The organism is Staphylococcus sp. 2S1 (genome assembly GCF_046721335.1).
Lineage (GTDB): Bacteria > Bacillota > Bacilli > Staphylococcales > Staphylococcaceae > Staphylococcus > Staphylococcus equorum_A.
Genome location: NZ_JBEUUJ010000003.1, coordinates 1,097,404 through 1,121,494 on the forward strand (window position 1 = coordinate 1,097,404; position 24,091 = coordinate 1,121,494).

General features: G+C 37.7%; 13 protein-coding genes, 1 tRNA gene, 4 rRNA genes and 4 pseudogenes. 20 read left to right on the plus strand and 2 right to left on the minus strand.

Features of this window, described 5'->3' with window-relative positions:
* The first annotated feature begins 50 nt into the window (after positions 1 to 50).
* From rrf (ABLV90_RS05780) to rrf (ABLV90_RS05800), 5 genes are all read left to right on the plus strand, one after another.
* Positions 51 to 165 (plus strand): 5S ribosomal RNA (rrf, locus tag ABLV90_RS05780).
* A 250-nt stretch (positions 166 to 415) separates the two neighbouring features.
* Positions 416 to 1,968: ribosomal RNA gene (locus ABLV90_RS05785) — 16S ribosomal RNA — on the plus strand.
* A 103-nt stretch (positions 1,969 to 2,071) separates the two neighbouring features.
* Positions 2,072 to 2,148 (plus strand) — tRNA-Ile (locus ABLV90_RS05790).
* A gap of 195 nt (positions 2,149 to 2,343) precedes the next feature.
* Positions 2,344 to 5,269: ribosomal RNA gene (locus ABLV90_RS05795) — 23S ribosomal RNA — on the plus strand.
* Positions 5,270 to 5,350: 81 nt separating this feature from the next.
* Positions 5,351 to 5,465: ribosomal RNA gene (gene rrf / locus ABLV90_RS05800) — 5S ribosomal RNA — on the plus strand.
* Together the 16S, 23S and 5S rRNA genes with 1 tRNA gene alongside form the textbook arrangement of a ribosomal RNA operon.
* 231 nt (positions 5,466 to 5,696) lie before the next feature.
* Here the strand turns inward: rrf (ABLV90_RS05800) and ABLV90_RS05805 are convergent.
* Positions 5,697 to 7,083: pseudogene (locus ABLV90_RS05805) on the minus strand (PLP-dependent aminotransferase family protein).
* A gap of 100 nt (positions 7,084 to 7,183) precedes the next feature.
* Here ABLV90_RS05805 and pdxS point away from each other — a divergent pair.
* Both pdxS and pdxT read left to right on the plus strand, forming a co-directional pair.
* Positions 7,184 to 8,071 (plus strand): pyridoxal 5'-phosphate synthase lyase subunit PdxS, encoded by an 888-nt coding sequence (gene pdxS, locus ABLV90_RS05810; RefSeq protein ID WP_427707395.1) that lies wholly within the window; start codon positions 7,184 to 7,186, stop codon positions 8,069 to 8,071.
* A gap of 1 nt (position 8,072) precedes the next feature.
* Positions 8,073 to 8,648 (plus strand): pyridoxal 5'-phosphate synthase glutaminase subunit PdxT, encoded by a 576-nt coding sequence (pdxT, locus tag ABLV90_RS05815; protein WP_427707397.1) that lies wholly within the window; start codon positions 8,073 to 8,075, stop codon positions 8,646 to 8,648.
* 52 nt (positions 8,649 to 8,700) lie between these two features.
* Here pdxT and ABLV90_RS05820 read toward each other — a convergent pair whose 3' ends face one another.
* Entirely contained in the window at positions 8,701 to 9,915 is a 1,215-nt protein-coding gene (locus ABLV90_RS05820; protein ID WP_460872323.1) for a NupC/NupG family nucleoside CNT transporter, read from the minus strand.
* A 156-nt stretch (positions 9,916 to 10,071) separates the two neighbouring features.
* Between ABLV90_RS05820 and ABLV90_RS05825 the strand changes: the two genes are divergently transcribed.
* The 13 genes and pseudogenes from ABLV90_RS05825 (at position 10,072) to ABLV90_RS05885 (ending at position 24,015) form a co-directional block, all read left to right on the plus strand.
* Positions 10,072 to 10,533: a CtsR family transcriptional regulator gene (locus tag ABLV90_RS05825; protein WP_002508589.1), complete on the plus strand. Its 462-nt coding sequence runs from the start codon at positions 10,072 to 10,074 to the stop codon at positions 10,531 to 10,533.
* A gap of 16 nt (positions 10,534 to 10,549) precedes the next feature.
* Positions 10,550 to 11,101, plus strand: coding sequence for a UvrB/UvrC motif-containing protein (locus ABLV90_RS05830; RefSeq protein WP_427707402.1), 552 nt, complete (start codon positions 10,550 to 10,552; stop codon positions 11,099 to 11,101).
* Complete coding sequence (locus ABLV90_RS05835; RefSeq protein WP_460872860.1) at positions 11,094 to 12,104, plus strand: protein arginine kinase; 1,011 nt, start codon at positions 11,094 to 11,096, stop codon at positions 12,102 to 12,104. Before ABLV90_RS05830 ends, ABLV90_RS05835 begins: the two co-directional genes overlap by 8 nt.
* Before the next feature lie 11 nt (positions 12,105 to 12,115).
* A pseudogene (locus tag ABLV90_RS05840) lies at positions 12,116 to 14,579 on the plus strand (ATP-dependent Clp protease ATP-binding subunit).
* A gap of 346 nt (positions 14,580 to 14,925) precedes the next feature.
* Positions 14,926 to 16,303, plus strand: a pseudogene (gene radA, locus ABLV90_RS05845) (DNA repair protein RadA).
* Positions 16,304 to 16,376: 73 nt separating this feature from the next.
* A complete protein-coding gene (locus ABLV90_RS05850) occupies positions 16,377 to 17,438 on the plus strand; it encodes a PIN/TRAM domain-containing protein (RefSeq protein ID WP_427707410.1) in 1,062 nt (353 codons plus the stop codon).
* 438 nt (positions 17,439 to 17,876) lie between these two features.
* On the plus strand, positions 17,877 to 19,334 hold the full coding sequence (gene gltX, locus ABLV90_RS05855; protein WP_427707412.1) for a glutamate--tRNA ligase: 1,458 nt from the start codon (positions 17,877 to 17,879) through the stop codon (positions 19,332 to 19,334).
* Between the two features lie 345 nt (positions 19,335 to 19,679).
* Positions 19,680 to 20,321, plus strand: a complete 642-nt coding sequence (gene cysE / locus ABLV90_RS05860) for a serine O-acetyltransferase (RefSeq protein ID WP_031266086.1) — start codon at positions 19,680 to 19,682, stop codon at positions 20,319 to 20,321.
* A complete protein-coding gene (gene cysS / locus ABLV90_RS05865; RefSeq protein WP_427707414.1) occupies positions 20,305 to 21,705 on the plus strand; it encodes a cysteine--tRNA ligase in 1,401 nt (466 codons plus the stop codon). Before cysE ends, cysS begins: the two co-directional genes overlap by 17 nt.
* Before the next feature lies 1 nt (position 21,706).
* A complete protein-coding gene (locus ABLV90_RS05870; RefSeq protein ID WP_069817716.1) occupies positions 21,707 to 22,093 on the plus strand; it encodes a Mini-ribonuclease 3 in 387 nt (128 codons plus the stop codon).
* A gap of 7 nt (positions 22,094 to 22,100) precedes the next feature.
* Positions 22,101 to 22,851: pseudogene (gene rlmB, locus ABLV90_RS05875) on the plus strand (23S rRNA (guanosine(2251)-2'-O)-methyltransferase RlmB).
* A complete protein-coding gene (locus tag ABLV90_RS05880) occupies positions 22,848 to 23,372 on the plus strand; it encodes an NYN domain-containing protein (RefSeq protein WP_057511701.1) in 525 nt (174 codons plus the stop codon). Before rlmB ends, ABLV90_RS05880 begins: the two are co-directional and overlap by 4 nt.
* A 172-nt stretch (positions 23,373 to 23,544) precedes the next feature.
* Positions 23,545 to 24,015, plus strand: a complete 471-nt coding sequence (locus tag ABLV90_RS05885; protein WP_460872324.1) for an RNA polymerase sigma factor — start codon at positions 23,545 to 23,547, stop codon at positions 24,013 to 24,015.
* The last annotated feature ends 76 nt before the right edge of the window (positions 24,016 to 24,091 follow it).

Below are 24,091 nucleotides of genomic sequence, written 5' to 3' on the forward strand. Positions count from 1 at the left end.
TTTTACTTACTATCTAGTTTTGAATGTATAATTTTTTATACAGTTCATTGTCTGGTGACAATGGCAAGGAGGTCACACCTGTTCCCATGCCGAACACAGTAGTTAAGCTCCTTAGCGCCGATGGTAGTCGGACTTACGTTCCGCAAGAGTAGGACGTTGCCAGGCAATTCCATTTTGACCTTTGGGTCGTTTTTTTATGGAAGTATTAAAGAAAACAAAAATTAATTTTAAAAAGTTCTTGACTTTATGAGTCATAACCTGTAGAATTAAGTCTTGTGATTAAGAAATGAACATTGAAAACTGAATTGCAATATGTCAACGTTAATTCCGAACGCAACATTAAATTGTTGGTTCAAACGTGTTAGAGATAACACACAAATTAGTATTTTATGAGCTAATCAAACATCATAATTCATTTATGGAGAGTTTGATCCTGGCTCAGGATGAACGCCGGCGGCGTGCCTAATACATGCAAGTCGAGCGAACGGATAAGGAGCTTGCTCCTTTGAAGTTAGCGGCGGACGGGTGAGTAACACGTGGGTAACCTACCTATAAGACTGGAATAACTTCGGGAAACCGGAGCTAATGCCGGATAACATTTGGAACCGCATGGTTCTAAAGTAAAAGATGGTTTTGCTATCACTTATAGATGGACCCGCGCCGTATTAGCTAGTTGGTAAGGTAACGGCTTACCAAGGCAACGATACGTAGCCGACCTGAGAGGGTGATCGGCCACACTGGAACTGAGACACGGTCCAGACTCCTACGGGAGGCAGCAGTAGGGAATCTTCCGCAATGGACGAAAGTCTGACGGAGCAACGCCGCGTGAGTGATGAAGGTTTTCGGATCGTAAAACTCTGTTATTAGGGAAGAACAAATGTGTAAGTAACTGTGCACATCTTGACGGTACCTAATCAGAAAGCCACGGCTAACTACGTGCCGGCAGCCGCGGTAATACGTAGGTGGCAAGCGTTATCCGGAATTATTGGGCGTAAAGCGCGCGTAGGCGGTTTCTTAAGTCTGATGTGAAAGCCCACGGCTCAACCGTGGAGGGTCATTGGAAACTGGGAAACTTGAGTACAGAAGAGGAAAGTGGAATTCCATGTGTAGCGGTGAAATGCGCAGAGATATGGAGGAACACCAGTGGCGAAGGCGACTTTCTGGTCTGTAACTGACGCTGATGTGCGAAAGCGTGGGGATCAAACAGGATTAGATACCCTGGTAGTCCACGCCGTAAACGATGAGTGCTAAGTGTTAGGGGGTTTCCGCCCCTTAGTGCTGCGGCTAACGCATTAAGCACTCCGCCTGGGGAGTACGACCGCAAGGTTGAAACTCAAAGGAATTGACGGGGACCCGCACAAGCGGTGGAGCATGTGGTTTAATTCGAAGCAACGCGAAGAACCTTACCAAATCTTGACATCCTTTGAAAACTCTAGAGATAGAGCCTTCCCCTTCGGGGGACAAAGTGACAGGTGGTGCATGGTTGTCGTCAGCTCGTGTCGTGAGATGTTGGGTTAAGTCCCGCAACGAGCGCAACCCTTAAACTTAGTTGCCAGCATTTAGTTGGGCACTCTAGGTTGACTGCCGGTGACAAACCGGAGGAAGGTGGGGATGACGTCAAATCATCATGCCCCTTATGATTTGGGCTACACACGTGCTACAATGGACAATACAAAGGGCAGCTAAACCGCGAGGTCATGCAAATCCCATAAAGTTGTTCTCAGTTCGGATTGTAGTCTGCAACTCGACTACATGAAGCTGGAATCGCTAGTAATCGTAGATCAGCATGCTACGGTGAATACGTTCCCGGGTCTTGTACACACCGCCCGTCACACCACGAGAGTTTGTAACACCCGAAGCCGGTGGAGTAACCATTTATGGAGCTAGCCGTCGAAGGTGGGACAAATGATTGGGGTGAAGTCGTAACAAGGTAGCCGTATCGGAAGGTGCGGCCGGATCACCTCCTTTCTAAGGATATATTCGGAACATCTTCCTTGAGAAGATGAAAAGGAATAACATTGACATATTGTATTCAGTTTTGAATGCTCATTAGAGTATTCTATAAATGAATGGGCCTATAGCTCAGCTGGTTAGAGCGCACGCCTGATAAGCGTGAGGTCGGTGGTTCGAGTCCACTTAGGCCCACCATTTTTTTATTTTGTACATTGAAAACTAGATATGTAAGTAAAATTTATGATTTTACCAAGCAAAACCGAGTGAATTAGAGTTTTAAAAAGCTTGAATTCAAAAAAATAGAAATAATCGCTAGTGTTCGAAAGAACACTCACAGATTAATAACATTTTAGGTTTTCAACCGATTTTTTTCGTGTTGAAGGTCGAAAAGATTAAGTTATTAAGGGCGCACGGTGGATGCCTTGGCACTAGAAGCCTACGAAGGACGTTACTAACGACGATATGCTTTGGGGAGCTGTAAGTAAGCTTTGATCCAGAGATTTCCGAATGGGGAAACCCAACACGAGTTATGTCGTGTTATCGATATGTGAATACATAGCATATCTGAAGGCAGACGCGGGGAACTGAAACATCTTAGTACCCGCAGGAAGAGAAAGAAAAATCGATTCCCTGAGTAGCGGCGAGCGAAACGGGAAGAGCCCAAACCAACGAGCTTGCTTGTTGGGGTTGTAGGACACTCTATACGGAGTTACAAAAGAACAAATTAGACGAATCATCTGGAAAGATGAATCAAAGAAGGTAATAATCCTGTAGTCGAAAGTTTGTTCACTCTTGAGTGGATCCTGAGTACGACGGAACACGAGAAATTCCGTCGGAATCCGGGAGGACCATCTCCCAAGGCTAAATACTCTCTAGTGACCGATAGTGAACCAGTACCGTGAGGGAAAGGTGAAAAGTACCCCGGAAGGGGAGTGAAATAGAACTTGAAACCGTGTGCTTACAAGTAGTCAGAGCCCGTTAATGGGTGATGGCGTGCCTTTTGTAGAATGAACCGGCGAGTTACGATTTGATGCAAGGTTAAGCAGTTAATGTGGAGCCGTAGCGAAAGCGAGTCTGAATAGGGCGTTGAGTATTTGGTCGTAGACCCGAAACCAGGTGATCTACCCATGACCAGGCTGAAGTTCAGGTAACACTGAATGGAGGGCCGAACCGACTTACGTTGAAAAGTGAGCGGATGAGTTGTGGGTAGCGGAGAAATTCCAATCGAACCTGGAGATAGCTGGTTCTCTCCGAAATAGCTTTAGGGCTAGCCTTAAGTAATGATTATTGGAGGTAGAGCACTGTTTGGACGAGGGGCCCTTATCGGGTTACCGAATTCAGACAAACTCCGAATGCCAATCAATTTTATCTTAGGAGTTAGAACGCGGGTGATAAGGTCCGTGTTCGAAAGGGAAACAGCCCAGACCACCGGCTAAGGTCCCAAAATATATGTTAAGTGGAAAAGGATGTGGCGTTGCCCAGACAACTAGTATGTTGGCTTAGAAGCAGCCATCATTTAAAGAGTGCGTAATAGCTCACTAGTCGAGTGACACTGCGCCGAAAATGTACCGGGGCTAAACATATTACCGAAGCTGTGGATTGTCCGTAAGGACAGTGGTAGGAGAGCGTTCTAAGGGCGTTGAAGCATGATCGCAAGGACATGTGGAGCGCTTAGAAGTGAGAATGCCGGTGTGAGTAGCGAAAGACGGGTGAGAATCCCGTCCACCGATTGACTAAGGTTTCCAGAGGAAGGCTCGTCCGCTCTGGGTTAGTCGGGTCCTAAGCTGAGGCCGATAGGCGTAGGCGATGGATAACAGGTTGATATTCCTGTACCACCAAATTTCGTTTTAAGCGATGGGGGGACGCAGTAGGATAGGCGAAGCGTACTATTGGATTGTACGTCCAAGCAATAAGACTGAGTGTTAGGCAAATCCGGCACTCTTAAGGTCAAGTTGTGATGGGGAGAGGAAATTGTTTCCTCGAGTCGTTGATTTCACACTGCCAAGAAAAGCCTCTAGCTAGAATTTTGGTGCCCGTACCGCAAACCGACACAGGTAGTCAAGATGAGAATTCTAAGGTGAGCGAGCGAACTCTCGTTAAGGAACTCGGCAAAATGACCCCGTAACTTCGGGAGAAGGGGTGCTCTTTAGGGTTAACGCCCAGGAGAGCCGCAGTGAATAGGCCCAAGCGACTGTTTATCAAAAACACAGGTCTCTGCTAAACCGTAAGGTGATGTATAGGGGCTGACGCCTGCCCGGTGCTCGGAAGGTTAAGAGGAGTGGTTAGCTTCGGCGAAGCTACGAATCGAAGCCCCAGTAAACGGCGGCCGTAACTATAACGGTCCTAAGGTAGCGAAATTCCTTGTCGGGTAAGTTCCGACCCGCACGAAAGGCGTAACGATTTGGGCACTGTCTCAACGAGAGACTCGGTGAAATCATAGTACCTGTGAAGATGCGAGGTTACCCGCGACAGGACGGAAAGACCCCGTGGAGCTTTACTGTAGTCTGATATTGAAATTCGGTACAACTTGTACAGGATAGGTAGGAGCCTTTGAAACGTGAGCGCCGGCTTACGTCGAGGCGTTGGTGGGATACTACCCTTGCTGTGTTGGATTTCTAACCCGCACCATTTATCATGGTGGGAGACAGTGTCAGATGGACAGTTTGACTGGGGCGGTCGCCTCCTAAAGAGTAACGGAGGCGCTCAAAGGTTTCCTCAGAATGGTTGGAAATCATTCATAGAGTGTAAAGGCATAAGGAAGCTTGACTGCGAGACTTACAAGTCGAGCAGGGTCGAAAGACGGACTTAGTGATCCGGTGGTTCCGCATGGAAGGGCCATCGCTCAACGGATAAAAGCTACCCCGGGGATAACAGGCTTATCTCCCCCAAGAGTTCACATCGACGGGGAGGTTTGGCACCTCGATGTCGGCTCATCGCATCCTGGGGCTGTAGTCGGTCCCAAGGGTTGGGCTGTTCGCCCATTAAAGCGGTACGCGAGCCGGGTTCAGAACGTCGTGAGACAGTTCGGTCCCTATCCGTCGTGGGCGCAGGAAATTTGAGAGGAGCTGTCCTTAGTACGAGAGGACCGGGATGGACATACCTCTGGTGTACCAGTTGTCGTGCCAACGGCATCGCTGGGTAGCTATGTATGGACGGGATAAGTGCTGAAAGCATCTAAGCATGAAGCCCCCCTCAAGATGAGATTTCCCAACTTCGGTTATAAGATCCCTCAAAGATGATGAGGTTAATAGGTTCGAGGTGGAAGCATAGCGATATGTGGAGCTGACGAATACTAATCGATCGAAGACTTAATCAAATTTAAAAGTGTTTTGTTTTGGCATTATCAAATTTTACTTACTATCTAGTTTTGAATGTATAATTTTTATATATTTCATTGTCTGGTGACAATGGCAAGGAGGTCACACCTGTTCCCATGCCGAACACAGTAGTTAAGCTCCTTAGCGCCGATGGTAGTCGGACTTACGTTCCGCAAGAGTAGGACGTTGCCAGGCAGCATTATAGGATGCGATGAGCCCGAGACCGAGAGGTCTCTTTTTTTATGCGCAAAAAGTGGGGATATTCCAATAGAGATGATTATAATTTAAGGATTACAAGAGTCGGCGCTCTTGTATAAGAACTACTAATTTCGCAAGCGAAAAAGTGGTTCTTTATAAATTAAAAAGTGATGCTTTACTTGCATAAGCACTACTAATCTTGTTGGCAAGAAAGTAATGCTTCAAGTATTAGTCATTCTTCAAAATTGTCAATGAACGAATTAGTGCATTGGTGTGGTCCTCTAGTTGTGAAAAAGGTATCCCACCGAAACCTAAAATAAATTTTACAGATTGCTGTGATTTATCATATTTGCTAAAAGGAATAATTTTCAAATTATTTTCTTCAGCATTTTTTAAACATTGTTTCATAGTTAAACCATTTCTTACAGTTAGTGTAAAGTGCATACCTGCTAACGCACCGTCAATTTCCAATTGTTCTTGATAGGGTTTGAGTGCATCTAATATGAATTTAAGTTTATCTCTATAAACGTTTCTCATTTTATTTAAATGTCTCTCAAAACTACCTGACTGCATAAAGCTTGCCACCATTTTTTGTATATGTGCTCGGGACTGTATTACCTTCTTTATTTTCTAGTGAGTTATATAATTTTAACAGTTTTTTAGGTAATACTAGGTAAGCAACTCTGCAACTTGGAAATAAAGATTTTGAGAATGTACTAATATATATGACTTTGTCTTTTGTATCTAAACTTTGTAATGCGGGAATAGGCTTTCCAAAGTAACGGAATTCCGAATCATAATCATCTTCAATAATGTATCTATTTTCAAATTGCTGTGCCCAATGAATAAGTTGGGTACGTTTTTTTAAATTCATCACATAGCCAGTAGGAAATTGGTGAGAAGGTGTGACATAAGCGATATTATTATGAGATTCATTGAAATATTCTAGCTCAATTCCTGTATTATTTACAGGTACTTGAAGATAAGTAATTTGTTTTTTGTCTAAAACTTGTTTGATTGGTGGATAGCTAGGATTTTCAATTAAAAAGCGTCCTTTATTCAAAATGTCAGTTAATAAATTAATAAGTTGTTCCGTAGAAGAACCAACAATAATTTGTTCTGGATGACATGCTACGCCTCTACTATTAAATAGGTAATGAGCTATTTCTTGGCGTAGTGTCCATTCTCCTTTAGGATTTGTATGTTGCAGTAAGTTCAACTGACTATCTTCAAAAGTATCGCGCGCATATTTTCTAAATTGTCGCATAGGAAAATATTCTGCATCTATTTCTGATAAATTGAAGGCAAAGTCATATATTTGTTGAGTCTGATTGTTATTATTTTGTTCGTTATTTGTGTTTGATGCGTGAAAATCTCTAGTAATAATTGGTAAAGTTTCGACATCAGATACAAAATAACCTGATCGTGGTTTGGCGTATATGTACCCTTCATCTGATAGAATTTGATAAGCGTGTTCGATTGTTGTATTGCTTACAGATAAATGTTGCCCTAACGCTCGTTTAGAAGGAAATTTATCACCTGATTTATATTGGCCTTCAATGATTTGTTTTTTTAAATTCTCATACAGATTGATGTATAAATGTTTTTTCGTCATTTTAACTGACCTCCTAAATTAATCTAGAATTGTCCCTTTTTAAATACCAGTTTATCTTTTAAAATGAATTTAATCAACTAAGCAAAGGGGTTAAATAAATATGTCTAAAGTAATCGGATCTGAAAGAGTTAAAAGAGGAATGGCGGAAATGCAAAAAGGTGGCGTCATTATGGACGTTGTAAATGCAGAACAAGCTAAGATAGCTGAGGATGCCGGTGCTGTTGCAGTAATGGCATTAGAGCGCGTGCCTTCTGATATTAGAGCTGCAGGTGGCGTTGCACGAATGGCTAACCCTAAAATTGTAGAAGAGGTTATGAATGCTGTTTCTATACCAGTTATGGCAAAAGGACGTATTGGTCATATAACTGAAGCTCGCGTATTAGAATCTATGGGTGTTGACTATATCGATGAGTCTGAAGTATTAACACCAGCTGATGAAGAGTTTCATCTACGTAAAGATACATTCACTGTACCATTTGTATGTGGTTGCCGTAATTTAGGCGAAGCCGCACGTCGTATTGGTGAAGGTGCTGCAATGCTACGTACTAAAGGTGAGCCAGGTACTGGTAATATCGTAGAAGCAGTGAGACATATACGCCAGGTCAATTCAGAAGTGAGTCGTTTAACTGTTATGCATGACGACGAGATTATGACTGAGGCTAAAAATATTGGTGCACCATACGAAATTTTAAAATCTATTAAAGAAAATGGTAAGTTACCAGTAGTTAATTTTGCAGCTGGTGGGGTAGCAACGCCTCAAGATGCTGCTTTAATGATGGAATTAGGTGCAGACGGAGTGTTTGTTGGATCGGGTATTTTTAAATCAGAAGATCCAGAAAAATTTGCTAAAGCAATTGTACAAGCAACTACACATTATCAAGACTACGAACTCATTGGACGTCTAGCTAAAGAATTAGGCACAGCAATGAAAGGTTTAGATATCAATGAGTTGTCACTAGAAGATCGTATGCAAGAGCGTGGATGGTAATATGAGAATTGGTGTTTTAGCCTTACAAGGCGCTGTGAGAGAACATCTACGTCATATTGCGCTAAGTGGTCATGAAGGTGTAGCAGTTAAGCGTGTCGAACAATTGGATGGCATTGATGGATTGATCATACCAGGTGGAGAATCTACTACGCTACGTCGCTTAATGAATCTTTATGGCTTCAAAGTTGCTTTGCAACAATCCACATTACCTATGTTTGGTACTTGTGCTGGCTTAATTATCTTAGCAACGGACATTGTTGGCGAAGCAGGTTATTTAGATAAACTGAATATCACGGTTCAAAGGAATTCTTTCGGCCGACAAGTTGATAGCTTTGAAAGTGAGTTAGATGTGAAAGGAATTGCTAAAGATATTGAAGGCGTATTTATTAGAGCACCTCATATAAAAAGCGTGCATGGTGAAGCGAGTGTACTTAGCACAGTGGGTGATAAAATTGTAGCTGTTCAACAAGGATGTTACTTAGGTGTTTCATTTCATCCTGAATTAACAGATGATTATAGAGTCACACAATATTTCATTGAAGCGATTGTTAAACCAATCGTAAATGAAAAAGTATAAAAAAAGAGCGACAAGGTTATTGATACCTTGTCGCTCTTTTAAATATTAATTTTTAAATAAAGAACCCCGCAATGGTCGCAGATATAAATGAAACTAATGTAGCACCGAATAATAATTTTAGACCGAAGCGTGCTACCATATCTCCTTTTTCGTTATTAAGTGATTTGATTGCGCCAGAGATAATGCCGATAGAACTGAAGTTTGCAAATGACACTACGAATACTGAGATAACACCTTTCGCGTGTTCACTCATATTTTTAACTTCACTTAGACTTTGCATTGCTACAAATTCATTTGATAATAATTTCGTTGCCATAATAGAACCAGCTTGTACAGCTTCATGCCATGGCACACCAACTAAGAATGCGAATGGTGCAAATACGAAACCGATGAGTGTTTGGAAGTCCCAAGTAATACTACCACCTGAAATACCAGTGAAGATTGCACTAACTATACCATTGAGTAAAGCGATAATAGCGATATAACCAATTAACATTGCCCCTACAATGACTGCTACTTTAAACCCATCTAAAATGTATTCCCCTAACATTTCGAAGAAGGATTGCTTATTTGTTTCACTTTCTTCAAGAATTAATTTATCTTCTTTTGGATCAACTTTGTAAGGGTTGATGATAGAAGCAATAATGAAACCACCGAAGAGGTTTAATACCACTGCTGTAACGACAAAACGTGGTTCAATTAACGCGAAGTAAGCACCGATGATAGATGCAGACACGGTAGACATTGCTGAAGCAGTTAAAGTATAAAGACGTTGTCTTGGAATATGAGCAAGTTCCTTTTTTAACGAAATAAACACTTCTGATTGTCCCAAAATTGCTGCTGCAACAGCGTTATATGATTCTAAACGCCCCATACCATTAATTTTAGATATAACTAAACCTAAGACATTAATAATTATAGGTAAAATACGTGTATATTGTAAGATACCAATTAATGCTGATATGAAAACAATTGGTAATAATACGTTAAAGAAGAATGGAGGATTCTCTGGATCTATGTATTCAAATCCACCAAATACGAAATTCACACCTTCTGCCGCTTGTGCTAATAAGTAATTAAAGCCTACTGAAATACCACCAATGACTGTAATCCCAAATTGTGTTTTTAACAAAATAAACGCCATAATAAGTTGTATTACAAGTAATAACCCAACATATTGCCAACGAATATTTTTTCTGTCGGAACTGAAAAGAAAGGCTAACCCAATAAATACTACAACCCCAATTAAACCGATAATAATATGCATATTTTTTCATCCCTTTTATTTTTTTCTTAATATCTATAATACAATAAAACTGGTAGCACTTACATCCATAAACTAATATTTTTTAATCATATTGGTTGAAAAAGGTCAAAGTTGGTCATATAATATAGTCAAAGAAGGTCAAAAGAGGTGATAATCATGCATAATATGTCTGACATCATAGAACAGTACATTAAGAAATTATTTGAAGACACCAATAAAGACGTTGTAGAACTTCAACGTGCAAATATTGCACAGCGCTTTGACTGCGTGCCTTCTCAACTGAATTATGTAATTAAAACACGTTTTACAAATGAACATGGTTATGAGATTGAAAGTAAAAGAGGTGGTGGTGGATACATTCGAATCACCAAAATTGAAAATAAAGACGAAACAGGTTACATTAATCACTTACTTCAATTAATAGGACCATCTATTTCTCAGCAACAAGCGTATTACATCATAGATGGTTTATTAGATAAAAAATATATCAATGAACGTGAAGCAAAAATGATTTATGCTGTCATTGATAGAGAAACACTGAAAATGGATGTATTATCGAGAGATATTATACGGGCTAATATTATCAAACGTTTATTACCTGTAATAAATTATTACTAAAGCGAGGTGTTTAGTCGTGCTATGCGAAAATTGTCATTTAAACGAAGCAGAAGTTAAATTAGCAGTAAAAGGACAAGACGGTGTAAATGAAAAATGGGTCTGTTCGACATGTGCTCAGGGTGGCAATCCTTGGACACAAAATCAACAGTTACAATCCCAAGATGATATTGAAGGTGCATTTGTTGTAAAACAAATTTTACAGCACTTAGCAGCTAAACATGGTATTGATTTTGATGAAATTGCTTTTAAAGAAGAAAAAAGATGTCCTACTTGTCATATGACGTTAAAAGATATTGCACATGTTGGTAAATTTGGTTGTGCAAACTGCTATTCAACTTTTAAAGATGACATTGTCGACATTGTGCGTCGTGTGCAAGGTGGTCAAATAGAACATACAGGAAAAACACCTCGATCTTCGCATAGAAAATTAGCACTTAAAAAACAAATTGAAGAAAAAAATTCATATTTAAATCAGCTCATTGAAGATCAGAATTTTGAAGAAGCCGCAATTGTTCGTGACGAAATTAAAGCATTGAAAGACGATGGCGAGGTGAAACATGATGAGTGATAATGATATTAGCGCATACATGAGTGAGTGGATGCGCGATAAAGAAGAAAGTCCTGTCGTGATGTCTTCAAGAATCCGACTGGCTAGAAACTTAGAAAATCATGTCCATCCATTAATGTTTCCGTCAGAGCAAGATGGTTACAGAGTGATTAATGAGGTACAGGATGCGCTTCCTGACTTGTTTATGCGGCGCTTAGATACTATGGATCAGCAAAGCAAATATAAACTCGTTGCGAAACATCTCATAAGTCCTGAATTAATCAGACAACCTGCCTCAGCAGTGTTATTAAATGATGATGAATCGTTGAGTATCATGGTGAATGAAGAGGATCATATTCGAATTCAAGCTATGGGAAATGATTTATCACTACAAACATTATACGAGAATGCTTCTACTATTGATGATACGCTTGATAGTGAGTTGGATGTAAGTTTTGATGAAACCTTAGGTTATTTAACAACTTGTCCGACAAACATTGGCACTGGCATGCGTGCGAGCGTGATGCTACATTTACCAAGTTTAACAATTATGAAGCGTATGAATCGCATCGCTCAAACGATTAACAGATTTGGTTTTACGATAAGAGGAATATTTGGTGAAAGTTCGCAAGTTTATGGTCATATTTATCAAATTTCAAATCAACTGACTTTGGGAAAAACGGAAGAAGAAATCATTGAAAGTTTAACTGAAGTTGTACAACAAATCATTAATGAAGAAATGCAAATTCGAGAACGTATGAACCGTCACAATCACATTGAAACATTAGACCGAGTATATCGTTCGTTAGGAATATTAAAATATAGTAGACTGATATCTATGGAGGAAGCATCACTAAGATTAAGTGAAGTGAAACTCGGTATTGATTTAGGCTATATTGAACTAGAAAACTTCAAATTTAATGAGTTAATGGTAGCAATACAATCGCCATTTTTATTAGATGATGAAGATGACAGAGTAGTAAATGAAAAAAGAGCAGATATATTAAGAGAACATATAAATTAGGAGGTCATACTATGCTATTTGGTAGACTGACAGAACGTGCACAGCGTGTATTAGCACATGCTCAAGAAGAAGCAATTCGCTTAAATCATTCAAATATTGGAACAGAACATTTACTTTTAGGTTTGATGAAAGAACCTGAAGGTATTGCGCCTAAAGTATTAGAATCATTTGAAATTACTGAAGAAAAAGTAGTAGAAGAAGTAGAAAAATTAATCGGCCATGGTCAAGAACAGATGGGCGCTTTACACTACACACCTCGTGCAAAAAAAGTCATTGAATTATCAATGGATGAAGCAAGAAAATTACACCATAATTTTGTGGGAACAGAACACATTCTACTTGGTTTAATTAGAGAAAATGAAGGTGTAGCAACACGTGTATTTGCAAACTTAGACTTAAATATAACTAAAGCACGTGCACAAGTTGTTAAAGCATTAGGTAGTCCAGAGTTAAGTAATAAAAATGCACAAGCTAATAAATCTAATAACACACCAACTTTAGATAGCCTTGCTCGTGACTTAACAGTTATTGCAAAAGATGGCACGTTAGATCCTGTTATTGGTAGAGATAAAGAAATTACAAGAGTAATTGAAGTTTTAAGTCGTCGTACTAAAAATAATCCAGTACTCATTGGTGAGCCAGGTGTTGGTAAAACTGCAATCGCAGAAGGCTTAGCTCAAGCGATTATTAAAAATGAAGTACCTGAAACGCTTAAAGGCAAACGCGTAATGTCACTTGATATGGGAACAGTTGTAGCCGGCACGAAGTATCGAGGCGAATTTGAAGAGCGTTTGAAAAAAGTAATGGAAGAAATTCATCAAGCAGGTGACGTTATACTATTCATTGATGAATTACACACATTAGTAGGCGCAGGCGGTGCTGAAGGCGCTATTGATGCATCAAACATCTTGAAACCTGCACTTGCACGAGGTGAACTACAATGTATCGGTGCAACGACATTAGATGAATATCGTAAAAACATTGAAAAAGATGCAGACACTTGAACGTCGTTTCCAACCAGTTCAAGTTGATGAACCAACAGTTGAAGATACGATTGAAATCTTAAAAGGATTACGTGATCGTTATGAAGCACATCACCGTATTAATATTTCAGATGAAGCGGTAATCTCAGCCGCTACTTTAAGTCACCGTTATATTTCAGATCGTTTCTTACCTGATAAAGCAATCGACTTAATTGATGAAGCAAGTTCTAAAGTTAGACTTAGAAGTCATACAACACCACCGAACTTGAAAGAATTAGAACAAGAAATTGAGCAAGTTAAAAATGAAAAAGATGTCATGGTACATTCACAAGAATTCGAAAATGCAGCAAACCTTCGTGATAAACAAACGAAATTAGAAAAACAATACGAAGAAGCTAATAATAATTGGAAGAACGCGCAAAATGGCGACAATACCGCTTTATCAGAAGAAGACATCGGAGAAGTTATCGCCGGTCGGACTGGTATTCCATTAACGAAAATTAATGAAACTGAATCAGACCGTTTATTAAACTTAGAAGATACACTTCATAACAGAGTGATTGGACAAAAAGCTGCTGTGACGTCTATCAGTAAAGCAGTTAGACGTGCGAGAGCTGGATTGAAAGACCCTAAACGTCCTATCGGTAGTTTTATCTTCTTAGGTCCTACAGGTGTAGGTAAAACAGAATTAGCTCGTGCTTTAGCAGAGTCTATGTTTGGTGAAGATGACGCAATGATTCGTGTGGATATGAGTGAATTTATGGAAAAACATGCAGTCAGTCGTCTAGTTGGTGCGCCTCCAGGTTATGTAGGACACGATGATGGTGGGCAATTGACTGAAAAAGTAAGACGTAAACCTTATTCTGTTATCTTATTTGATGAAATTGAAAAAGCACACCCAGATGTATTTAATATCTTATTACAAGTGCTTGATGATGGGCATCTTACTGATACAAAAGGACGTCGTGTAGATTTCCGTAATACAGTAATTATCATGACATCAAACGTTGGTGCGCAAGAATTACAAGATCAACGCTTTGCAGGTTTTGGTGGCGCATCAGAAGGCCAAGATTACGAAACAATTCGTAACACAATGATGAAAGAATTGAAAAATGCTTTCCGTCCAGAATTCTTAAACCGTGTTGATGACATTATTGTATTCCACAAACTTTCTAAAGAAGAATTGAAAGAAATTGTAACAATGATGATTAACAAACTAACAGATCGTCTATCTGAACAAGATATCAATATCGAAGTGACAGATGCGGCTAAAGAAAAAATTGCTGAAGAAGGATACGATCCAGAGTATGGTGCTAGACCATTAATTCGTGCAATTCAAAAAACAGTAGAAGATAATTTAAGTGAATTAATTTTAGACGGTAACCAAATTGAAGGTAAAAAAGTCGAAATTGATCATGATGGTAAAGAATATAAATATAATATTAAAGATAGAAAAGAAAAAAAGAAAGATAAAGAAACAACAGAATCATAAGTTTAATCACTACAAGTGCGTTTTTATAGATTATAGTGCCTCTCAAATGTGTTCGTTTGCCTTTGAGAGGCACTTTTTTGTTTAATATTAGAAAATTTAAAGCATCCTTATAAAACTAGGATATTATTTTCATTCGATAAATTTATAATATTATTGGTAGTATATAGCTATGCATGGTATTTTATAAAAATAGCTTTTATATCAGTGAAGTTAGAGTCAGGTATGATTAAACGCAATTGTAAAAACTAATCGTACAGATCGCAGTGAATTAAATAAGATTAAAATTTGTTTTTAAACAGGTTGAGGTATAAAATAGATTTGTTCAATGAAAGATGGAGGTGCAATAGTGGCCAAGAAAAAAGTTGTTTTTGAATGTATGGCATGTGGCTATCAGTCCCCGAAATGGATGGGTAAATGCCCAAATTGTGGTGGTCGGAACCAAATGGAAGAAATTGTTGAGCAAAAGGCGGCAAGTCCAAAACATGGCGTACGCAGTCGTGATCGCGACAATGTTTCGAAAGTACAAAAGTTAAACGAAATTAAACAAGAGACGACACCACGTGTTACAACTAAATCAGACGAATTTAATCGTGTGCTCGGTGGAGGTATCGTTAATGGTTCTCTCGTATTGATTGGTGGAGATCCTGGTATAGGGAAATCAACATTACTATTACAAATATGTGCGGCACTATCACAATCACATAATGTCTTATACATAACAGGGGAAGAATCATTAAATCAAACTAAGCTAAGAGCTGAAAGATTGGATGAAGATTCAAGCGAACTCAATGTATTTGCAGAAACTGATTTAGAAGTTATCCACGAGACAGTAAAACAATTAAAACCTGATTTACTTGTAGTTGACTCAATCCAAACGATATTTCATCCTGAAATTAATTCAGCGCCAGGTTCAGTGTCTCAAGTAAGAGAAAGTACACAAAGCTTAATGAACATCGCTAAACAAATGAATATTGCAACATTTATCGTGGGGCATGTAACGAAAGAAGGACAAATCGCAGTGCCCACGTTTACTAGAACATATGGTAGATACAGTACTTTATTTCGAAGGTGACGAACACCATGCATATCGTATTTTGAGAGCGGTGAAAAATCGTTTTGGTTCTACAAATGAAATGGGTATTTTTGAAATGAAACAAAGCGGATTGAAAGGTGTTAAAAACCCATCCGAGATGTTTTTAGAGGAACGTTCGACAAATGTGCCCGGCTCGACTATCGTCTCTACAATGGAAGGCACGAGACCATTACTTATAGAGGTTCAAGCCCTTGTTACGCCAACTACTTTTAATAATCCTAGACGGATGGCAACAGGTATTGATCACAACCGTTTGAGTTTGTTGATGGCAGTATTGGAGAAAAAAGAAAATTATTTACTTCAACAACAAGATGCGTATATAAAAGTTGCAGGTGGTGTAAGATTAACGGAACCTGCTGTTGATTTAGGTATCATTGTGGCAACTGCTTCAAGCTTTAAAGATTTAACGGTAGATGGATTAGATTGCTTTATTGGAGAAGTTGGCCTGACTGGAGAGGTAAGACGCGTATCTCGTATAGAACAACGTGTGCGGGAAGCAGAGAAACTCGGATTTAAACGTATTATTATCCCAGAATCCAATATTGGTGGATGGCAATTCCCTAGTGATATTAAAGTCATTGGTGTGAAAAGCGTTCATGAAGCTTTAAAATATGCTTTAACAAAACATTAAATTAAATTCCAAAAATATATAGATGGAAAAATATTTAATCTGTATAACTTTCTAGAGAAAGGGGTATTAGAACTTGAACGTAATCAGAATCATTGTTATTTTGTGTTATATTATTTTAGGCGCGAGTTTAGGCGTATATCTTATTCCAGAAATTGCTGTGGATACTGGGCTAAATAATTATATGTTATTAACGAATAATTATTTCAATGGACTCCTTGGTATTGTTATTTTCTTTTTAATTTTTGGTTGGTTTATTAAAAAAGCAACATTAACGTTGAAAGAATTAGAACAAACCATAATGCGTCAAAGTGCTGTAGAAATTTTGTTTGCTACAATTGGGCTGATGATAGGTTTAGTTATTTCTGTTATGATATCATTTATTTTTCAAATAATAGGTAATAATGTGTTGAACCATTTTGTGCCAATCATTGTTACAATTATTTTAGGTTATTTCGGTTTTCAATTTGGCTTACGCAAACGGGATGAAATGTTATTGTTCTTCCCGGAAAATATGGCACGCTCGATGTCTATCAACGCACGTAACGCAGTACCAAAAATTATTGATACAAGTGCGATCATTGATGGTCGCATTTTAGATATTATAGAGTGTGGTTTTATTGATGGAGAAATACTCATACCTCAAGGTGTCATCAATGAGTTACAAGTTGTTGCCGATGCAAACGACAGTGTGAAACGTGAAAAGGGCCAACGAGGATTAGATATTTTGAATTCACTATATGATACTGATCATCCGACGCGTATTATACATCCGACGAAGTCTCATAGTGATATTGATGCAATGTTAATTAAGTTAGCACAACACTATAGAGCGCATATTATTACTACAGATTTCAACCTCAATAAAGTATGCCACGTACAGGGCATTCAAGCGCTAAATGTTAATGATTTATCCGAAGCGATTAAACCTTCAGTACATCAAGGTGACCGTTTTAGCTTATTACTTACTAAAATGGGTAAAGAATCAGGACAAGCAGTCGGATACTTAGATGATGGAACAATGGTCGTTGTAGATAATGCTAAAAAACATATCGGTGAATATATTGATTTAGAAGTAATCAGTTTATTACAAACATCATCAGGAAGAATTATTTTTGCAAAAAGATTAATTAAATAAATTGCTAAAGGTTTTATATGGAAATGTAGCTAAAATTGTTACAGTTTCACATGAAACCTTTTTGATATTTGAATATCATTTTTATAAAATTTGCGTGCTCATCATTTTGAATTTAAGCACTGTGATTTCATATTAAGCTTTAAAGTGCTACAATAGATAGCGAAATTGTATTACTATAATAGGAATTACAAGTGTACGGCATGTGTGTGAAAGTACACAGTTTTTTGGATAGTGATACTTTTAAAAATTGTAGGCTATGGTATTATTAATAAGCGTAGAATAACAAATGTATTAATGGCTGAGCGTCATTATTATTGTTAACGACATAAAGTTAAGTCAATCATGCTCAGCTTTTTTGATGTGTGAGTGTAACAAGTGATAAAACATAAAACGCAATAAAAACATGACTAATTAATATTAAAAACGGGAGTGAACATAATGAGTGATCGTGTAAGAGTTAGATATGCCCCAAGTCCAACAGGTTATTTGCATATCGGTAATGCTAGAACTGCATTATTCAACTATTTATTTGCTAAACATTATGATGGAGATTTTGTAATTCGTATAGAAGATACGGACAGTAAACGTAATCTAACTGATGGCGAATCTTCACAATTTGATAATTTAAAATGGTTAGGTATCGATTGGGATGAATCTGTCGATAAAGATAAAGGTTATGGTCCTTATCGCCAATCAGAACGTGGCGAAATCTATAATCCACTTATTCAGCAATTATTAGACGAAGACAAAGCGTATAAATGCTATATGACTGAAGAGGAACTTGAAGCTGAACGTGAACAACAAATCAAACGTGGAGAAATGCCACGTTATGGTGGGAAACATGCACACTTAACTGAAGAAGAACGTCAACAATTCGAAGCAGAAGGTCGTCAACCTGCTATTCGTTTCCGTGTTCCTCAAGACACGACGTTCACTTTTGAAGATATGGTTAAAGGTGAAATTTCATTTGATTCAGATAATATGGGTGACTGGGTTATTGTTAAAAAAGATGGTGTACCTACGTACAATTTTGCAGTAGCTATTGATGATCACTATATGGAAATCTCAGATGTTATTCGCGGCGATGATCATATCTCTAATACACCAAAACAATTAATGATATACGAAACGTTTGGTTGGGAAGCGCCTAGATTCGCGCATATGTCACTTATTGTTAACGAAGAACGTAAAAAATTAAGTAAACGCGACGGACAAATCCTACAATTCATCGAACAATATCGTGATTTAGGTTATTTACCGGAAGCATTATTTAACTTTATTACATTGTTAGGTTGGTCACCAGAGGGCGAAGAAGAAGTTTATTCTAAAGCAGAATTTATTAAAATTTTCGATGAAAAACGTTTATCTAAATCACCTGCATTTTTCGACAAGCAAAAATTAGCATGGGTGAATAACCAATATATGAAACAAAAAGATACTGAAACAGTATTCGAATTAGCTTTACCACACCTTATTAAAGCAGAATTACTTCCTGAAAATCCAAACGAAGCAGATTTGGAATGGGGCCGTAAACTTATTGCACTTTATCAAAAAGAAATGAGTTATGCTGGAGAAATCGTTCCTTTATCTGAGCTATTCTTCCGTGATCAACAAATTTTAGGTGATGATGAACAAGAAATCATCGAAGGTGAACAAGTACCAGAACTAATGAACCACTTATATGGAAAATTAGAAGCGCTTGAACCATTTGAAGCGGCAGAAATTAAAAAAACAATCAAAGAAGTTCAAAAAGAAACTGGTATTAAAGGTAAACAACTATTCATGCCAATTCGTGTTGCTGTAACAGGCCAAATGCATGGACCAGAATTACCAAATACAATTGAAGTATTAGGTAAAGAAAAAGTGTTGCTACGTTTGAAAAACTACGTTAAATAAAGAAGGTTGCGTGCGATGGTATTGTCTCAAGGTGGAAATGCTTGAAAAATTACATCGAACCACCTATTATTAAAATTGAAATAGCCAGAGGATTAGTAAGCAATGAAATGTGTAAAGAGAGTGTGCGGTCGCTGTGAGCACACCACTGAAATTGCTGAATGCACCTTTGTGTTAATAAACTAAATAAACTTTAATGAGTGAAGATAAGTTGCTTTTATAATTTTAATCATATTTAGGTTAAGATAATCAACTTATATTTAAAAATAAGAGTGGAACCGTGCAAAGCACCTCTAACAAGTCAGTTAGAGGTGCTTTTTTAATAAGGAGGTAGCAACCTTGTTTAAGATATTGAAAAGAATAAAAGATGATGTGAACATGGTGTTTGAACAAGACCCAGCCGCACGTACTACATTGGAAGTTGTCACTTCTTATGCCGGCATACATGCAGTATGGAGTCATTTAATTGCGCATGAACTATATAAAAAGAAAAAATATATATTAGCAAGATTGATTTCGCAAGTTGCGCGTTTTTTTACAGGTATTGAAATACATCCAGGGGCTAAAATAGGGAAACGTTTATTTATTGACCACGGTATGGGTGTCGTTATTGGAGAAACATGTAATATAGGAAATAATGTCACCATTTATCAAGGCGTTACATTAGGCGGTACTGGTAAAGAACGAGGTAAACGTCACCCTGATATAGGGGATAATGTATTAATAGCTGCAGGTGCCAAAGTACTAGGCGATATTAAAATTGATTCAAATGTGAACATAGGAGCAAACTCAGTTGTATTAAATTCTGTACCAAGTTATTCAACAGTCGTAGGTATACCAGGTCATATTGTTAAGCAAGATGGGAGACGTATTGGTAAAACATTCGACCACCGTAACCTACCAGACCCTGTTTATGAACAATTAAAAGAATTAGAAAAACAACTTGAGAAAACAAGAAATGGAGAGATACAAGATGATTACATTATATAATACGCTAACACGTCAGAAAGAGACGTTTGAGCCTATTGAACCAGGTAAGGTTAAAATGTATGTTTGTGGACCAACAGTATATAACTATATTCATATTGGTAATGCAAGACCCGCAATTAATTACGATGTGGTAAGAAGATATTTCGAATATCAAGGATACGAAGTCGTATATGTGTCGAATTTTACTGACGTTGACGATAAATTAATCAAGCGTTCTAAAGAATTAGGTGAATCTGTAGAAACGATAGCGGATCGTTATATCGATGCCTTTTACGAAGATGTAGGTGCGCTAAACGTTAAAAAAGCAACATCTAATCCACGTGTTATGAACCATATGGATGATATTATTAAGTTTATTAAAGAACTTGTAGATCAAGGCAATGCCTATGAAAGTGGCGGCGATGTATACTTTAGAACACGTAAATTTGAGGACTACGGTAAATTAAGTCATCAATCATTGAATGATTTGAAAGTAGGCGCTCGCATAGAACAAGGTGAACAAAAAGAAGACGCATTAGATTTCACATTATGGAAACAAGCGAAACCAGAAGAAATAAGTTGGGATAGTCCATTTGGTAAAGGTAGACCAGGTTGGCATATTGAATGTTCTGTAATGGCATATCATGAACTAGGGGCAACAATTGATATTCACGCGGGTGGCACAGATTTACAATTCCCTCACCATGAAAATGAAATTGCACAATCAGAAGCACATAACCATGCGCCTTTCGCTAACTATTGGATGCATAATGGCTTTATTAATATTGATAATGAAAAAATGAGTAAATCCTTAGGCAATTTCGTGCTTGTTCACGATATTATAAAACAAATTGACCCTGATGTATTACGTTTCTTCATGATTAGTGTCCATTATAGAAGCCCGATTAATTATAATGTTGAACTTGTTGAAGCAGCTAAGAGTGGGTTAGAGCGTGTACGTAACAGCTATCAAGCGATTGAAGAACGTGAAGCGATTGCTACAAATATTGAAGATCAATCTGCATATATAGAAGCAATTGATGATATTTTAAAACAATTTGAAACAGTCATGAATGATGATTTTAATACAGCTAATGCAATTACTGCTTGGTATGATTTAGCCAAACTAGCTAATAAATACATTTTAGAAAACACGACTTCTACAACAGTAATTGAACGATTCAAAGAAGTATATAAAGTTTTCAGTGACGTGCTAGGTGTGCCACTTAAAAGTAAAGAAAGCGACATGCTATTAGATGAACAAGTCGAAGCGTTAATAGAAGAAAGAAACAAAGCAAGACAAAATAAAGACTTTGGGCGTGCGGACGAAATTCGAGATGACTTAAAAGCACAAAATATTATTTTAGAAGATACTGCCCAGGGTGTGAGATTTAAACGTGGCTAATATGGATAACAAATTATTGAATCCTTTGACGTTGGCATATATGGGCGATGCTGTTTTAGATCAACACGTAAGAGCATATATCGTGTTGAAATTGAAAGCTAAGCCTAACCGATTACACCAAGAAGCAAAACGCTATGTATCTGCTAAGAGTCAGGCAGAAACACTTGAGTTTTTAATGGAAAACAATTGGTTTACTGAAAGTGAACAAGATATTGTTCGTCGTGGTAGAAATGCTAAAAGTTATACAAAAGCGAAGAATACAGATATACAAACTTATCGCAAAAGTTCAGGATTAGAAGCCATCATTGGTTTTTTATACCTAGAAAAAGAACATGAACGTTTAACATCATTGTTAGAATGTATCGTGAAAAATGTAGATGAAAGGTAGTGGTACTGTGGAAGAGATAGTTATAGTCGGTCGCCATGCAGTAAAAGAAGCGATTGTCTCAGGACATACAATTAATAAGATTTTAATTCAAGATACTATCAAAAAAGGTCAAATAAATGAAATTTTAAAAAAGGCAAATAGTCAAAAAATCATCGTACAAACAGTGCCGAAATCTAAAATAGACGGATTGTCAGAGTCACCTCATCAAGGGATTGCGAGCATATATTGCACCATATGAATATGCAGATTTCGACGAATTTTTGGTTACGCAAAAGGCACAAGACAAATTATCTACAGTGCTTATACTAGATGGTTTAGAAGATCCACATAATTTAGGATCGATTTTAAGAACAGCTGATGCCTCAGGTGTGGATGCAGTTATCATTCCTAAGAGACGTTCAGTTGCACTCACACAAACGGTAGCTAAAGCCTCTACAGGTGCAATAGAGCACATACCTGTGATTCGTGTGACGAACTTAGCGAATACGATTGATGCTTTAAAAGACAATGGTTATTGGGTTGTTGGTACTGAAGCGGAGAATTCAACGGATTATAGAGAAATGGATGCGACTATGCCTTTAGCGATTGTGATTGGAAGCGAAGGACAGGGTATGAGCCGTTTAGTAAAAGATAAATGTGACTTCTATATCAATATTCCAATGGTCGGTCATGTTAATAGTTTAAATGCGTCCGTAGCGGCAAGTCTGATGATGTATGAGGTTTACCGCAAACGTCATCAGATTGGAGATAAGAGATGAAGGATCGTTATTTAATCATTGATGGTTATAATATGATAGGACAATCGCAGGACTTAAGTCGTATAGCAAAAGACAATCTCGAAGAAGCACGCGATCAACTACTTACAGCTATAGCGAATTACAATGCTGTAATAGCTGATGAAGTCGTCTGCGTTTTTGATGCTTATGAACAATCCGGCCCACCTTCAGAATATATGTACCACGGGGTTAAAACGATATTCACAAAAGAAAAAGAAACGGCAGACAGTTATATAGAACGTTACGTCTATGATTTATATGAGAAACACACAAGACATATTACGGTTGTTACGAGTGATATGAGTGAACAACATGCAATATTTGGTGCGGGAGCTTATCGTATTTCTTCAAGAGAGATGTGGAGAGACTTAAGAGAGAACGAAGTATCTGTATCTAAAGAGCTCGATGGCTTCAACGAACAAAAGCCACGAACACGAATCGAACTCTCTCATGAAATTCTTAAAGAATTTGAAAAATTAAGACGTGGAGATAATCATAAATAACTTTTTTGTACTCTTGATTTTTTTATAGCAAACTCTGTATCCTATGCTTACTTTAAGGAAAGGATAACAGACATGTTTGATAGAATACACAGCAATGAATGTACAACCTATTTGAAGCAACCGATTACAAAGTGAAATTGATGTAGAACAAATCATTGATGAAATCACACCATTGATTAATAAAAGATTAAATCATTTTTCAGTTCATCCGAGTGACAAAGAAGATTTGTGCCAAGAAGTACTTTTGAAATTGTATGGTGTGTTAAGCCGTTTTGATTTTACAGAAGATACGCCTTTAGAACATTATGTCAATTGCGTTATAAAAAATGTCAAGAATGATTATATACGCAAAAAAATGTATACACAACGCCGTCAGGAAATACTTGTGAATGAATTTATAGTTGCTTATAATAATACGAAATCTGAACAACCTATAGACAGATACATCATTGCTCGGGAAATATCTTCACAATTAAAACAGTGCTTGAAAAGGCTAACCGATTTAGAACAACGCATTATAAGTTATATTTTATTAGACTATAAACCACAGGAAATTGCACAAATTTTAAATTTAAACACCAAAGTAGTTTACAATGCCATACATCGTTGTAAAATAAAGATAAGACGTTGTTTGGAAAAATGAAAATATGTATTAAAACCAAGCTGTATCTCGTGCTAGTATCACGAAAATAGCATGATTGAGTGGATTGTTGATAATT

Coding starts and splice junctions, on each gene's coding strand:
- ABLV90_RS05825 (WP_002508589.1), top strand. CDS start 10,072: ATGCATAATATGTCTGACATCATAGAACAGTACATTAAGAAATTATTT.
- ABLV90_RS05835 (WP_460872860.1), top strand. CDS start 11,094: ATGAGTGATAATGATATTAGCGCATACATGAGTGAGTGGATGCGCGAT.
- ABLV90_RS05870 (WP_069817716.1), top strand. CDS start 21,707: ATGGATAACAAATTATTGAATCCTTTGACGTTGGCATATATGGGCGAT.
- ABLV90_RS05880 (WP_057511701.1), top strand. CDS start 22,848: ATGAAGGATCGTTATTTAATCATTGATGGTTATAATATGATAGGACAA.
- pdxT (WP_427707397.1), top strand. CDS start 8,073: ATGAGAATTGGTGTTTTAGCCTTACAAGGCGCTGTGAGAGAACATCTA.
- gltX (WP_427707412.1), top strand. CDS start 17,877: ATGAGTGATCGTGTAAGAGTTAGATATGCCCCAAGTCCAACAGGTTAT.
- cysS (WP_427707414.1), top strand. CDS start 20,305: ATGATTACATTATATAATACGCTAACACGTCAGAAAGAGACGTTTGAG.
- ABLV90_RS05820 (WP_460872323.1), bottom strand. CDS start 9,915: ATGCATATTATTATCGGTTTAATTGGGGTTGTAGTATTTATTGGGTTA.
- pdxS (WP_427707395.1), top strand. CDS start 7,184: ATGTCTAAAGTAATCGGATCTGAAAGAGTTAAAAGAGGAATGGCGGAA.